The 13,113-nt window shown below is 69.8% G+C and carries 9 protein-coding genes and 2 tRNA genes; 9 read left to right on the plus strand and 2 right to left on the minus strand.

Features of this window, described 5'->3' with window-relative positions; translation table 11 throughout:
* The first annotated feature begins 119 nt into the window (after positions 1-119).
* The 9 genes from AC0VYP_RS02505 (at position 120) to AC0VYP_RS02545 (ending at position 10,555) form a co-directional block, all read left to right on the plus strand.
* Positions 120-4,487, plus strand: coding sequence for a TIGR02680 family protein (locus AC0VYP_RS02505; RefSeq protein ID WP_475472263.1), 4,368 nt, complete (start codon positions 120-122; stop codon positions 4,485-4,487).
* Positions 4,488-4,601: 114 nt separating this feature from the next.
* Positions 4,602-6,683 carry an AAA family ATPase gene (locus tag AC0VYP_RS02510; protein ID WP_475472265.1) on the plus strand — a complete coding sequence of 694 codons (2,082 nt, stop codon included), beginning with the start codon at positions 4,602-4,604 and terminating at the stop codon, positions 6,681-6,683.
* Between the two features lie 127 nt (positions 6,684-6,810).
* A tRNA-Thr gene (locus AC0VYP_RS02515) sits at positions 6,811-6,886 on the plus strand.
* A 107-nt stretch (positions 6,887-6,993) separates the two neighbouring features.
* Positions 6,994-7,066: transfer RNA gene (locus tag AC0VYP_RS02520), tRNA-Met, on the plus strand.
* An 89-nt stretch (positions 7,067-7,155) separates the two neighbouring features.
* Entirely contained in the window at positions 7,156-7,320 is a 165-nt protein-coding gene (rpmG, locus tag AC0VYP_RS02525) for a 50S ribosomal protein L33 (RefSeq protein WP_285760745.1), read from the plus strand.
* Positions 7,321-7,530: 210 nt separating this feature from the next.
* Positions 7,531-7,995, plus strand: a complete 465-nt coding sequence (locus AC0VYP_RS02530) for a MaoC family dehydratase N-terminal domain-containing protein (RefSeq protein ID WP_475472267.1) — start codon at positions 7,531-7,533, stop codon at positions 7,993-7,995.
* A 12-nt stretch (positions 7,996-8,007) separates the two neighbouring features.
* Positions 8,008-8,436, plus strand: coding sequence for a MaoC family dehydratase (locus tag AC0VYP_RS02535; RefSeq protein WP_285760747.1), 429 nt, complete (start codon positions 8,008-8,010; stop codon positions 8,434-8,436).
* A gap of 81 nt (positions 8,437-8,517) precedes the next feature.
* Positions 8,518-9,588, plus strand: a complete 1,071-nt coding sequence (locus tag AC0VYP_RS02540; RefSeq protein ID WP_475472269.1) for a UDP-N-acetylmuramate dehydrogenase — start codon at positions 8,518-8,520, stop codon at positions 9,586-9,588.
* A gap of 361 nt (positions 9,589-9,949) precedes the next feature.
* Positions 9,950-10,555, plus strand: a complete 606-nt coding sequence (locus tag AC0VYP_RS02545) for a TMEM165/GDT1 family protein (RefSeq protein WP_475472271.1) — start codon at positions 9,950-9,952, stop codon at positions 10,553-10,555.
* A gap of 125 nt (positions 10,556-10,680) precedes the next feature.
* Here the strand turns inward: AC0VYP_RS02545 and AC0VYP_RS02550 are convergent, their stop codons facing one another.
* Entirely contained in the window at positions 10,681-11,724 is a 1,044-nt protein-coding gene (locus AC0VYP_RS02550; RefSeq protein ID WP_475472273.1) for an adenosine deaminase, read from the minus strand.
* Positions 11,725-11,887: 163 nt separating this feature from the next.
* Positions 11,888-13,096 carry a pyridoxal phosphate-dependent aminotransferase gene (locus AC0VYP_RS02555; protein ID WP_285760751.1) on the minus strand — a complete coding sequence of 403 codons (1,209 nt, stop codon included), beginning with the start codon at positions 13,094-13,096 and terminating at the stop codon, positions 11,888-11,890.
* Positions 13,097-13,113 lie beyond the last annotated feature (17 nt).

Genomic DNA, 13,113 nt, shown 5'->3' on the forward strand with positions numbered 1-13,113 from the left:
CCACGCCGGGGGGCCGCCCAGAGTGCCCCGCGCATCCGCGACAATGTCAGCACCCCCGGCAGCCGCACGGTCGGCAGGGGCGTGTACGCAGACGGGCGGTACGAAACGGAGGAGGGTCGATGAGCAGCGAGGACAAGCCCGCCGTCATCACCCGGCCCAAGCGCTACCGGCTCCAGCGCGCCGGAATCCTCAACGTCTGGCAATACGACGACCACGTCTTCGAGTTCGCCGACGGACGTCTGCTGCTGCGCGGTCGCAACGGTGCCGGCAAGTCCAAGGCGCTGGAAATGCTGCTGCCCTTCCTCCTCGACGGCGACGCCCGCCGACTCGACACCACGGGGACCAGCCGGACCAGCTTGCGCTGGCTCATGCTGGAGGGCCGCACCGCCACCGAGTCCGGCGGCGATGCCGTCCCCGAGGACGGCGACACCACCCTGGGGTACCTGTGGGTGGAGTTCGGCGGGCGGGGAGCCGACGGCGCAGCGCGCACCCGCACGCTCGGAGCGGCGATCACCGCCTCGGCGGCCCAGCCCGAAGCCCGCGCGATGTTCTTCGTCACCGATCGCCGCATCGGTGACGACCTCTCGCTCAGCGTGGACGGACACCCCCTCCCCATCGAGCGGCTGCGCACCGAGGTCGGCCCCGACAACTGTTACGACACCGCCGTGGGCTACCGGGCCAGGGTCATGCACGACCTCTTCGGCCTCGACGACCCCATGCGTTACCGCAACCTCATCCACCTCCTCTACCGGTTGCGCCGCCCCACCGTCGGTGAGCGCCTGGAAGCCGGAGAACTCGTCTCCGTGCTGGCCGAGGCGCTGCCGCCCATGGACGACGCTGTCCTCGACGAGGTCGCCCGCAACATCACCGACCTCGACACCGCCCGCGCCCGTCTGACCGCCTTGCGCTCAGCGGAGGAGCAGGTCAGCGGTTTTCTCGGGGACTACCGCGGCTATTTGCACGGTGTCCTGCACGATCAGACCGTCCAGGTCCGTGCCCAGATCGACTCCTACGAAGAGCGCGACGCCGAACTCTCCCGCCTCGAAACCGAACTCGACGCCCTCGTCTCCACCGAGAGCAGCGTCCAGGAGGAGCGCGACCGGCTGCGGCGCAGCCGCGACACCGCCGCCTCCGACGCCTCCACACTCAGCGAAGGCGGCACCGGCGCCCCCGAGCCCGGAGAAGCCGAACAGCAGGCCCGCTACGCCGCTGTATCGGCCTACATCCGTGCGGCCGAAGCCGCCTGGTCCGCGGCCGAGCACGCACTCACCGCCGAGCAGCAGGCCCAGGCCCGCCTGGCCGGCGACAGCTCCGCGATCGAGCGCGGCATCGGAACCCTGCGCCGTCTGCACGTCGGTCTCCGCGACTCCGCCCGCACCGCGGGGATCGAATCGGCCTCCATCGGTGAGATCCCCCAGGTGGTGCGGGTTACCCTCGCCCCTCGGGAGAGCGTCACCCAGGTCAACCTCGACGGGTTGGAGCAGGCAGTCGAGCGCCGGCCCGTGAACGGCATCGAGGTCACGACTCTGCGCACCCGACTCGCGGGACTGCACGACCGGCTCAGCCGCGCAGGTGCCCAAGCCCTCGAACGTGAGAGCACCGTCGCCGACCTCTACCGGCGTGCCCTCGTGCTTGACGCCGCCGAGCGTCGGGAAAGCACCCTGGACAGCGAGGCCGAATGGGGCGACGATCTCGTCGAGCGCGCCCGCATGCGCGAACGCGCCGCCATCGAGGCCGTGCGCGAAGCGAGCACCGGCTATGCCGCTGACGTGCGGGACTGGAGCAACGCGCTGCGCGCCGCGGCCCCCGACGCCGCAGTGGCCTCGGCCCTCGCCTCTCTTGAGGAACGCGTCGAACTCCCTCTCGACGACACCCTGCGCGTCCTGCCCGCCGACACCCCCGAGTCCGTCGCCCGCGACGCCCACGCCATCGTCAACCCCCTGCTGCACGAGCTCCGGGACCGCCGCGACACCGCCATCGGGGAGGAACGCGAGCTCACCGCTGAGCTGGACGACCTCGACGAGCGCAAGGCCGCGGGCACCGAGTACGTCACCGCCCCCCGTCCTTCTTGGGCGACCGCGCCCAGGGACGGAGCGGCCGGTACCCCACTGCACCTGGCCGTGGACTTCGCCGAGGGCCTCGCCCCCGAACAGCAGGCCGGCCTGGAGGCCGCCCTGGAGGCGTCCGGTCTCCTCGCCGGGCTCATCACCCCCGACGGCTCCGTACTGGACCCCGACACACGCGACCTCCTGCTCACCGCAGGGGAGCCCGTCCGCGGCGCCACCCTGCTCGACGCGCTCGTCCCTCTCGACGTACCCGAAGCGGGTATCGGACGCGGCTCCGTCATCGCCCTGCTCGGCTCCATCCGCCTCGAAGGCGGTCCCGAGACGACCACCGACGAGGCGGCCCCGACCGAGTCCTGGTTCACCACCCCCAGCAGCCCGCGCCGCCGCCCCGACAACTCCGTCGGCCTCGACGGCCGCTGGCGCCTCGGCGTGGCCACCGGCTCCCACCGCAAGGCCGCCCCCGAATACATCGGGGAGGCCGCCCGCGCCGAGACCCTGAAACGCAACCGGGCCAAGACCGAGCGCCGCATCGAAATGGCCAGGGACCTCCTCGACGAGGCCCTGGAGCGCCGCAGCGATATCGAGAACCGCCATGACAGTCTGATCCGGGTCAACCGGTCCGTCCCCTCCGGGGGCGGTCTCGTCGCGGCGTGGGCGGCCCTGGACAACGCCCGCGACTGGCTCGCCTCTGCGGTGCGCGAGCACGCCGCAGCCCGTTCCGCCGCCGACACCGCGCGCAAGACCGCCCTGGCGCTGCGTGCCGCACTCGTCGAACCGGCGCTCGAACACGGACTGCCGGCCGACCGCGACGAGCTCACCGGTGTCCAGGCGGCCCTGGGCATGCTCCGCGTCCAGATCGCCTCTGCCCACCGCGATCTCGAAGCGCTGGCCGTCCGTCTTGAGGACTACCACCAGCACACCGTCGCGTGGGAGCGCGCTCGTGAGGCCCGGATCCTCTCCGAGGACGCCCGCGGCGCAGCCATCGGCGACATGATCACCGTGCGCCGTGAGACCGAGCTCACCGATCGGGCCCGCTCCGCCGCCCCCGACCAGATCGAAACCGCCGTCGCCCAGGTCCGTGCCCGGATGAACGACGCCGGCGATGCGCTGACCGCGCTCGAACGCGAGGCCCAGCGTGCTCGCGACGCCCGCGTGGCCGCCGAAACCCGTTACGACACCGCCCTCCTGGAGCGTGCCGAGCAGGCTCGTCGTGCCTTGGACGCAGGGGCCCGGCTGCGTGCCATGCTCGCCACCCCGGAGGGGGGCGCGGACTCCGCTCTGCTCGCCGCCGCGGGGCTCGCCGGCCTGGCCGGGGAATCCGGCCCGATCGCCGCCTATGACGCCGCTGAGCAGGTCGAGGACGGCGGTGACGAGCTCCCCAAGCGGGTCCAGGCCCTGGGTGCACTGGTCGCCGAGATCGAGACCGGCCTCGCCGCCTACCCCGACCTCCCCGTCATCGACGACAGCGGGATCCTGCGGCGTCGCGAGGAGCTGCACCGTCGCCTCGGCGACGACGCGGTCCTCGGAGCCCGCACCGAACTCACCGAGCCGCTGGGGACGAAACGCGTCACCGTGCACGACGACCACGGTGCACACGACATCACCGACTACGCCCACCGCCTGAGCGCCGGCATCGTCGAGGCCGAGGAGACCGCTGCCGTGCGTGAGGAGGAAGCGTACGAACGGCACCTCCTCGGTGAGCTCGCCGGTCACCTCTCCCGCCAGATCGACGAGGCCCGCGAACTCATCGCCACGATGAACGATGTGCTGGGCGACGTCACCACCTCGCAGGGCCTGGGGGTACGCCTGGACTGGCGGTTGGCCCCCGACGCCGACGCCGATATCCACGCGGTGGTCCCGCTGCTGCGCCGCCCCGCCGAGCAGCGAACCCGGGTCGAGACCACCCGGCTGCGCGATGCCCTGCGCCGCTGTATCGAGGCCATCCGTCAACTCGATCCCACTGCCGTCGGCGGTGCCCAACTGCGAGCGGCCCTGGACTACCGCTCCTGGTTTGCTTTCACCGTCTACGTCACCGATGCCGCACACCCGGAGCGCGAGCGCCGCCTCACCCACCGCACCGCGCTCAGCCAGGGGGAACAGCGGGTCATCGCCTATCTGGTTCTATTCGCCGCCGCGGCAGCACAGTTCGGGGCACTCGCCCTGGAGGCACCGCAGTCTCCACGACTCATCCTTCTCGACGACGCCTTCGCCAAGGTCAACGAACCGACCCACGGCAGGCTGTTGGGAATGCTCGTCCAGCTCGACCTCGACTTCGTCCTCACATCCGAGCGCGTCTGGGGCTGCTTCCCCAGCGTGCCCCGGCTGCACGTCTACGAGTGCCTGCGGGACCCGGCCGTCCCGGGCATCGCCACACTGCACTTCACCTGGGACGGCAATCGACGCAGGTTGAACGGCGTGTGATTCTCGCCGCACCCGCTGCGGTGACCGGTAGTGGTTGTCTTCGCCGATAGCCCTACTCGTTTCACCCCATCTGCCCTAATCTGCAGAGGCGAGGCCACGAACGGAGCGGGTGTTGTGACGACGGCTACGACGGCCCAAGCGGCGTTCTCCGCAGAGCCCCCCAGGCGACGCCGCAAGGCGACCGCCCCCGCGGGGCTGCTCCTGGACCGGTTGGCGCGGTCTCCCCTCGATGCCACCGCCAGGCAGTGGGTCGCCGCAGCCGCGCACGGCGACGAGGCGCTGGCTGCCTGCGCCCGCGGTGAGACCCTCGATCTCCCCGAGCCCCACGAACCCGTGGCACCGGTCCAGCACGCGCGGCGCTGCTTCCTCAGCCGCGTCGAAGTACAGGGATTTCGCGGCATCGGCCGCTCGGCCGCACTGGAGTTCCCGCCCGGGCCCGGCCTGACCGTGATCGTCGGCCGAAACGGCTCGGGCAAATCCAGTTTCGCCGAAGCCGTCGAGGCGGCGTTGACCGGCCGAAACCTTCGCTGGGACGGTATGCCCACCGCCTGGCGCGACGGCTGGCGCAATCTGCACTTCGACGACCGCACCGAGATCACCGTGGAGCTCCAGCGCTCCGGGGAGCGGCGGCCCACCCGCGTCACCCGCTCCTGGAACGGCGACAGCGTCCGTTCGGCACGCGGAGAGGTCTCCCTGCCCGACGGACGCTCCGGTTCGCTGGCGAGCCTCGGCTGGGGCGAGGATCTCTCCCGCTACCGCCCTTTTCTGTCCTACGACGAACTCGGCCGGACGGTCACCGGGCGCGCGGCCGAGCTCTACGACACCCTCACCACCCTGCTCGGACTCACCGAGCTCACCGAGACCGAACGGCGTCTGGCCAAGGCGTGCGACCGTCTCGCGAAGACCGAGGGCCGGCCCGGCCGCGACCTTCCCTTCCTGGTCGAGCGATTGCACGCCAGCCCCGACCCCCGTGCCCGTAGGGCCCGCGACCTTCTGGCCGCACCCTCCATCGACCTCGACCGTCTGGCGGCGCTGGCAGCCGACGACGGCCCCAGCGACCCCGCCCAGCAGGTGGTCCTGCGCCGATTGCGCCGCCTGGCGGTTCCGGAACGGGCCCTCATCGGCGACGTCGTCAACGAGCTGCGCGGTGCCGCCATGGAGATCGCCATGGCCTCGGGCACCAAGGGCACCCGGGCCCGCGGCCTGGTCGAACTCCTGAGGCAGGCCATCGACCATCACGAGCGCCATCCCGCGGAAGCGGACTGCCCCACGTGTGGCACCGAGTCGGTCCTCGGAACGGCCTGGGCGCACCGGGCACGCGCCGAGATCGCCAAACTGGAGCCGATCGCCGCGAGCACCGCGGCGGCCTACGCGCGCGCGGACAGCGCCCGGGACCAGGCCCGGTTCCTGCTCGCCCCGCCCCCGGGCTGGTTGCCCCCCGACAGCGAATTGGGGCGCATCTGGGCGGACTGGGCGGCGGGTACCGCCATCACCGACCTGGGCGAGTTGGCGACCCACGTCGAAACGGTCGGGCGGCGGCTGCGCACGGCCGCGGTTGCCGCGCGCAAGGCCGCAACCGAGAGTCTCACCGATCCCACCGACGGCTGGGCCGAGCTCACCGAGCAGCTGGCGGCGTGGGTCAACGACGCGCGCGAGGCCATACGCGCGCGCAGCGCACTGGCGCCGGCCGTACAGGCCCTGGACTGGTTCACCGCACTTGCCCGCGAGCTGCGCGAGGAGCGTCTGGGCCCTCTGGCCGCGCAGGCGGAGAAGGTCTGGTCCCGATTGCGCCAGGAACGCCACATCGATCTGGAGGCACTGCGCCTCGTCGGCCGGGGCGCCTCGCGCAGAGTGGCCGTCAACGTCGCGGTGGACGGCAGCGAGGGCGCCGGAAACTCGCCCGGACTGCTCAGCCAGGGCGAGTTCCAGGCGTTGGCACTGTCCATCTGCCTGCCGCGCACCCTCGCCCCGGGCAACCCGTTCGGTTTCCTTCTCCTGGACGATCCCGTGCAGGCCATGGACACCGAGACCGTGGAAGGGCTCTCGGCGGTGCTCGCCGAAGTGGGCCGGCACCGTCAACTCGTCGTCTTCACCCACGACACGCGGCTTCCCGACGCCATGCGCAGACTCGGTCTGCCCGCGACCATCCGGACCATCCAGCGCGACGCCATGTCCAACGTCTGGGTGGCGGACTGACGACACCCGGACACCGGGCCGCGGGCGTCTCCTCGGTGGGACGCCGATTTGGCAGAGCACCCCAAAGTCACGCTATAGTCGTGTCAACGCGAACGGCGGAACCCGCAAGGGAAACCCGCAGGAGCGCGCCCCTTTAGCTCAGTCGGCAGAGCGTCTCCATGGTAAGGAGAAGGTCTACGGTTCGATTCCGTAAAGGGGCTCCACCACTTGATGAAACCCGGTCCACTCAGGTGGGTAGGCGGCGGAGTGTGATTCGCCGGAGCGGCCGGGTTCGGGTAACCTTGCTGTTGAGTCCGGTTATCCCGGTCCAGGCGGAGTAGCTCAGTCGGTAGAGCAAGCGGCTCATAATCGCTGTGTCGTCGGTTCAAGTCCGGCCTCCGCTACTACCCGCGAGGCCCCTGATCGTTTTTCAGGGGTCAACGCGGGTCTTTTTCAGTGTTCGTAGTTTGCTCAGCGAGAAAGGCACTCCAACGTGGCTGCCACAGACGTGAGGCCGAAGATCACCCTGGCCTGCCAGGAGTGCAAGCACCGTAACTACATCACGCGCAAGAACCGTCGGAACACCCCCGACCGTCTTGAGCTCCAGAAGTACTGCCCGAACTGCCGTGAGCACCGCGCTCACAAGGAGACCCGCTAGCCCCTCGGGTGCCTCGCGTAGCCCCACGTGCGCGCGATGCGGCCCGACGGCCTACAGGCGGCAGCGGATCCTTTTCCGTTCGGCAAGCAGTGTCGAAAGCACCGGTAGCCCGGTGAGCCCAACGGCTCACCGGGCTACTACTGTGTGGGGGTCCGTTCCACCGGCCGTGGCCTGGCACGACGACACAAGCGAAGCGTTGAGAGGGAGCCCATGGCGATCAACCGCGACTTTCTGGGACGGGTGTACGAGTCCCCGCAGCCCTACGAGGTCACCCGGGGGAAGATCCGCGAGTTCGCGGACGCGATCTCCGACCCCAACCCCGTCTACCGGGACCGCGCCAGCGCCGAGGCCGCCGGTCATGCCGACGTCATCGCGCCGCCGACCTTTCCCATCATCATGGGGATGGAGGGGGCGGGGCAGGCGATCGTCAACCCCGACCTGCGCCTGGACTACTCGATGATGGTGCACGGCGAGCAGCGCTTCAGCTACAGTCGCCCGATGCGAGCCGGAGACGTGGTGAACTGCGTCACCACGATCACCGAGATCAAATCCCTGGGGCGCAACGAGCTCATCACTCTAAAGAGCGAGCTCTCCACTGTGGAGGGCGAGCACATCGTGACAACGCGCAACCTCCTCGTCGTGCGCGATGGCGCCGAACCCGCCGAGCAGAAGTAGGGAGTCCGGCACATGACCGCCAACGTCCGTTACGCCGACGTCGAAGTGGGCACCGAACTGCCCGAGCAGACCTACCCCGTGCGCCGTCTCGACCTCGTCCGCTACGCGGGCGCCTCCGGTGACTTCAACGACATCCACTGGAACGAGCGCATCGCCAAAGCGGTGGGGCTCCCCAATGTGATCGCGCACGGGATGTTCACCATGGCCGAGGCCGGACGCCTCGTCACCGACTGGGTCGGTGACCCCGGCGCGCTCGTGGAGTACGGGGTGCGCTTCTCCGCTCCGGTCGTCGTCCCCGACGACGACAAGGGCGCCGAACTTGTGGTGACCGGTGTGGTCACCGAGAAGCGCGACGACAACCGCGTGGTCGTCGCCATTACCGCCCGGTCCGCGGGCGCCAAGGTGTTGGCGCGCTCCACCGCTGTCGTGCGTCTGGCCTGACAGCCCCCGCCGCTCCGACCGCCGGTCCCGCGTCCTGACGGGGCCGGCGTGCTTGATTTCTACCGACCAGAGGTGACCGCCGTGTCCGCTGCTATCGATCACAACGTGCCGCTCGGGCCTTTCACCACCCTTGGGGTGGGCGGCCCCGCCGACGTCTTTCGGACCGCCGCCGACACCGCGGGGCTGATCGAGGTCGTACGGGAGGCCGACAGCGCCGGTACGCAGTTGCTCATCCTGGGCGGCGGCAGCAACCTTGTCGTCTCCGACGAGGGGGTTCGCGGCACGGTGGTCCTCGTCGAGTCCGACCGGACGGGAATAGTGGCCGACGACGGCACGACCGTGCGGGTGCGCGTCGATGCCGGGGTCGAGTGGGACGCGTTCGTCCGTCAGCAGACCGGTGCCGGGCTCAGCGGCCTCGAATGCCTGTGCGGCATCCCGGGAAAGGTCGGCTCCACCCCCATCCAGAATGTCGGAGCCTACGGCCAGGACGTCAGCCAGAGCATCGTCGAGGTCGTCGTCTACGACCGGGAATCGGGCCGTATGCGGGCTATGGACAACGACGAATGCGGGTTCACCTACCGGGACAGCGCCTTCAAGGGCCATTCCCGCTACGTGGTGTGCGAAGTCGTCTTCGAACTGACGCGCTCCGACCTGAGCACGCCGATCCGCTACGCCGAGCTGGCCAGGTTCCTGGGGGTGGAGACCGGCGAGCGAGTCCCCCTCGCCACCGTGCCCCCCGCGGTGCTGCAGCTGCGCCGCAGCAAGGGGATGGTCGTGGACCCCGCCGACCCCGACAGCCATAGCGCGGGCTCCTTCTTCACGAACCCGATCCTGAGCGCCGAGGAGTTCGCGGACTTCACCAAGCGCGCAGTCACGGTACTGGGCCCCGATGTGCAGCCTCCCGTCTATCCGGCGGGAGAGGGGAGGGTCAAGCTTTCCGCGGCCTGGCTGATCGAGCGTGCGGGATTCGCCAAGGGACACGGCACCGGACCGGCCCGCATCTCCACCAAGCACACCCTCGCCCTCACCAATCCCGGCGGGGCGACCACCGCGGACCTGTTGGAACTGGCACGCGAGGTGCGCGCGGGAGTGGGCGAGGCGTTCGGCGTCACCCTGGTCAACGAGCCGGTCATGGTCGGCGTCTCCCTCTAGCGCCACCGCCCCTTCCCACGGACGAGAAGGGGAGTGCCGGGACAGGGACGGTGGCCGCAGCGCCGCCGACAAAATAAATTAGGCAAGCCGAACTCTTTTATTCGCCAAAGGCGCGAATTCTACTGGCCTTGCCAATGAATTGCCATTTGTCAATTGTTTGCTACTCTTGAAATTCATCGAGGGGGAGTAGTCCTCAATCCTTGCGATCGACACGCTGGAAAGCCGCTCCTGAGGGGCTTCCCGGTCGCATGAGCCTTTAAGGCGGACGAGACCTTCGGACTGGCATCACTGCTGGACCGAAGCGTGGCGTTCGCCTTTTTCGTGCTTCGGCTCGGCGTGTATTCGAAGGGCAGAGATTGGCATGGGATTCCTGACGGCACTGGGCGTGAGTACCGCCGCGATCTTTATCGCCGAAATGGGCGACAAGACGCAATTGGTGGCGATGTCGCTCGCCAGCCGCTACCGCGCGCTGACGGTGCTCCTCGGGATCACCGTTGCCACGGTCGCCGTCCACGGCGTCAGCGTGCTGGCCGCAGAGGTCCTGGGCCTGGCCATCCCCACCGACTGGGTCACCCTCATCGCCGGACTGGCCTTCCTCTTCTTCGGTTTTTGGACCCTGCGCGGCGACGAGCTCACGGACAAGGACGAGGAGCGTGCGGCAAGCCGCCGCAACCGCTCCGCCTTCCTGACCGTCGCGATGGTCTTCTTTCTCGCTGAGCTCGGCGACAAGACCATGCTCGCCACCATCACCGTGGGCGCCAACTATTCGGGAACGCCACTCGCCTGGCTCGCGGTCTGGATCGGCTCCACCGTCGGAATGGTTGCCGCAGACGGCATCGCCATCGCCATCGGCTCGGTCCTGGGCAAGAAACTGCCGGAGCGCGCCATCCAGATCGGCGCCGCTGTGCTGTTCTTCATCGCCGGCGCGGTCATGACCTGGCAGGGACTGGCCATGCTGCTGGCCTGATCCGCAGGAAGTGGCACCGTTTCGTCCGAGGCGCTGGATCGATCGCGGCACCGGAGTCCGGAGCCCGGAGCGCGGGGGCGGCTCCGGTGCCGCGCTGTTCTCCTGTACGGACCCGGTCCACCCGCTCAGACACTCGGCGGCGGGACGGCCAGCCAGGCGTCCACGCCCGCCAGGAGTTCCTTTTTGAGGCTGTCGGGTGCGGCCGAGCCGCGGACCGACATTCGGGCGAGCTCCGCCAGTTCCGGATCGGAGAAGCCGAACACCTCTCTGGCGATCGCGTACTGCTCCACCAGGCGCGGTCCGAACAGCAACGGATCGTCGGTGCCCAGTGCGATCGGTGCTCCGGCGGAGAAGAGGCGGCGCAAGGGGATGTGTGCGACGTCCTCGACCACGCCCAGGCTCACGTTGGAGCTCGGGCACACCTCCAGAGTCACCTCCTGGGTGGCGATCCGCTCGATCAGGTAAGGATCCTCGACCGCGCGCACGCCGTGCCCGACCCGGTCGGCGTCCAGGGTGTCCAGGCACTCGCGCACGCTGCGCGCGCCCGACAGCTCCCCACCGTGGGGCACCGACAGCAGGCCGGCCCGTCGAGCGATCCGAAAGGCTCCCTCGAATTCGAGGGCCCGGCCCCGGCGCTCGTCGTTGTTGAGACCGAAGCCGACCACGCCGCGTCCCGCGTACTGTGCGGCAAGACGGGCCAGTGCCTTTGCGTCCATCGGGTGCTTGGTCCGGTTGGCGGCCACCACCAGGCCCACGCCCACGCCGGTCTCGCGTTCGGCGACCCGGGCGGCGTCCAGCATCAGCTCCAGCGTCGAGGTGAGCCCGTCGAAGCGGGACGCGTAACCGCTGGGGTTGACCTGGATCTCCAGCCAGCCCGAGCCCGCGGCCCGCTCGTCCTCGGCCGCCTCCAGCACCAACCGGTACAGGTCGTCGGAGGTCTTCAGGACCGAGCGGGCGATGTCGTAGAGGCGCTGGAAGCGGAACCAGCCTCGTTCGTCGGTGGCGCGCAGTTTCGGGGGCCACTCCTCGACGAGCGCCTGGGGGAGGTGCACGCCGCGTTCCCGGGCCAGTTCCACCAGGGTGGAGTGCCGCATCGAACCGGTGAAGTGCAGGTGCAGGTGCGTCTTGGGCAACCGCTCCAAAGGACGGGTATTGACCGGTGTCTCCATGAACCAAGGGTGCCGTATCCCGAACCCGCGCGTTGCCAGAAGACCGGGGCGAGCCGGGCGGGGCGATCGCGTACACGGGCGGGACCGGTGGTCCAGGAGCATCGCACGAGGGGCGCCCCCGTAATAATGGAAGCGCCCCCTCCGCGGCTTGGTGCGGTGCGCTCTAGTGTGCCTCGGCCAGCAGCTTGGCGATCCGGCCCACGCCTTCGGTGAGGTCGGCGTCGCTCAGGGCGTAGGACAGGCGCAGGTACCCGGGAGTGCCGAACGCCTCACCCGGGACGACGGCTACCTCGGCCTGCTCCAGGATCAACCCGGCCAACTCGGCGGAGGACCGGGGACGCTGTCCGCGGATCTCCTTGCCGAGGACCTCCTTGACGGAGGGGTAGGCGTAGAACGCGCCCTGCGGTTCGGGGCAGAGGACGCCGGGGATCTCGTTGAGCATCCGGACGACGGTCTGACGGCGGCGGTCGAAGGCCACCTTCATTTCGTCCACGGCCGCGAGGTCGCCGGAGACGGCGGCAAGCGCGGCGGCCTGGGAGACGTTGGCGACGTTGGAGGTGGCGTGCGACTGGAGGTTGCCGGCCGCCTTCACCACGTCCTTGGGGCCGATCACCCATCCGACCCGCCAGCCGGTCATCGCATACGTCTTGGCCACTCCGTTGACGATCACGGTGCGGTCCGCCAGCTCGGGCACCTCGACGGGCAGCGAGGAGAACCGGGCGTCACCGTAGACCAGGTGCTCGTAGATCTCGTCGGTGAGGACCCACAGGCCGTTGGCCGCGGCCCACTGGCCGATCTCGCGCACCTGGGCCGGAGTGCTCACCGCTCCGGTGGGGTTGGAGGGGGAGACGAACAACAGGACCTTGGTGCGCGCGGTGCGTGCCGCCTCCAACTGCTCCACGCCGGCCAGGTAGCCGGTGGACTCGTCGGTGACCACGTAGACCGGGACGCCGCCCGCGAGCTTGATCGATTCGGGGTAGGTGGTCCAGTACGGGGCGATGACGATGACCTCGTCCCCCGGGTCCAGCAGGGTCGCGAACGCCTCGTAGATGGCCTGCTTGCCACCGTTGGTGACCAGTACCTGGCTCGGGTCCACCTGGTAGCCGGAGTCCCGCAGCGTCTTGGCGGCGATCGCCTCCTTCAGCTCGGGCAGGCCGCCGGCCGGGGTGTAGCGGTGGAAGCGAGGGTCGTGGCAGGCCTTGGCCGCCGCCTCGACGATGTAGTCCGGGGTGGGGAAGTCGGGTTCCCCGGCCCCGAAGCCGATCACGGGACGGCCTGCGGCCTTCATGGCCTTGGCCTTCGCGTCCACCGCGAGGGTCGCGGACTCGGAGATGCCGCCGATACGTGCGGAGATACGGGGTCGCTCAGTCATGGCCCCATGTTTTCACG

The organism is Nocardiopsis sp. iso_186 (assembly GCF_056173365.1).

Bases quoted from the DNA above. Each gene is read 5' to 3' on its own strand.
- AC0VYP_RS02545 (WP_475472271.1), top strand. From the start codon at position 9,950: ATGGGATTCCTGACGGCACTGGGCGTGAGTACCGCCGCGATCTTTATC.
- AC0VYP_RS02505 (WP_475472263.1), top strand. From the start codon at position 120: ATGAGCAGCGAGGACAAGCCCGCCGTCATCACCCGGCCCAAGCGCTAC.
- AC0VYP_RS02555 (WP_285760751.1), bottom strand. From the start codon at position 13,096: ATGACTGAGCGACCCCGTATCTCCGCACGTATCGGCGGCATCTCCGAG.
- AC0VYP_RS02530 (WP_475472267.1), top strand. From the start codon at position 7,531: ATGGCGATCAACCGCGACTTTCTGGGACGGGTGTACGAGTCCCCGCAG.
- AC0VYP_RS02535 (WP_285760747.1), top strand. From the start codon at position 8,008: ATGACCGCCAACGTCCGTTACGCCGACGTCGAAGTGGGCACCGAACTG.
- AC0VYP_RS02550 (WP_475472273.1), bottom strand. From the start codon at position 11,724: ATGGAGACACCGGTCAATACCCGTCCTTTGGAGCGGTTGCCCAAGACG.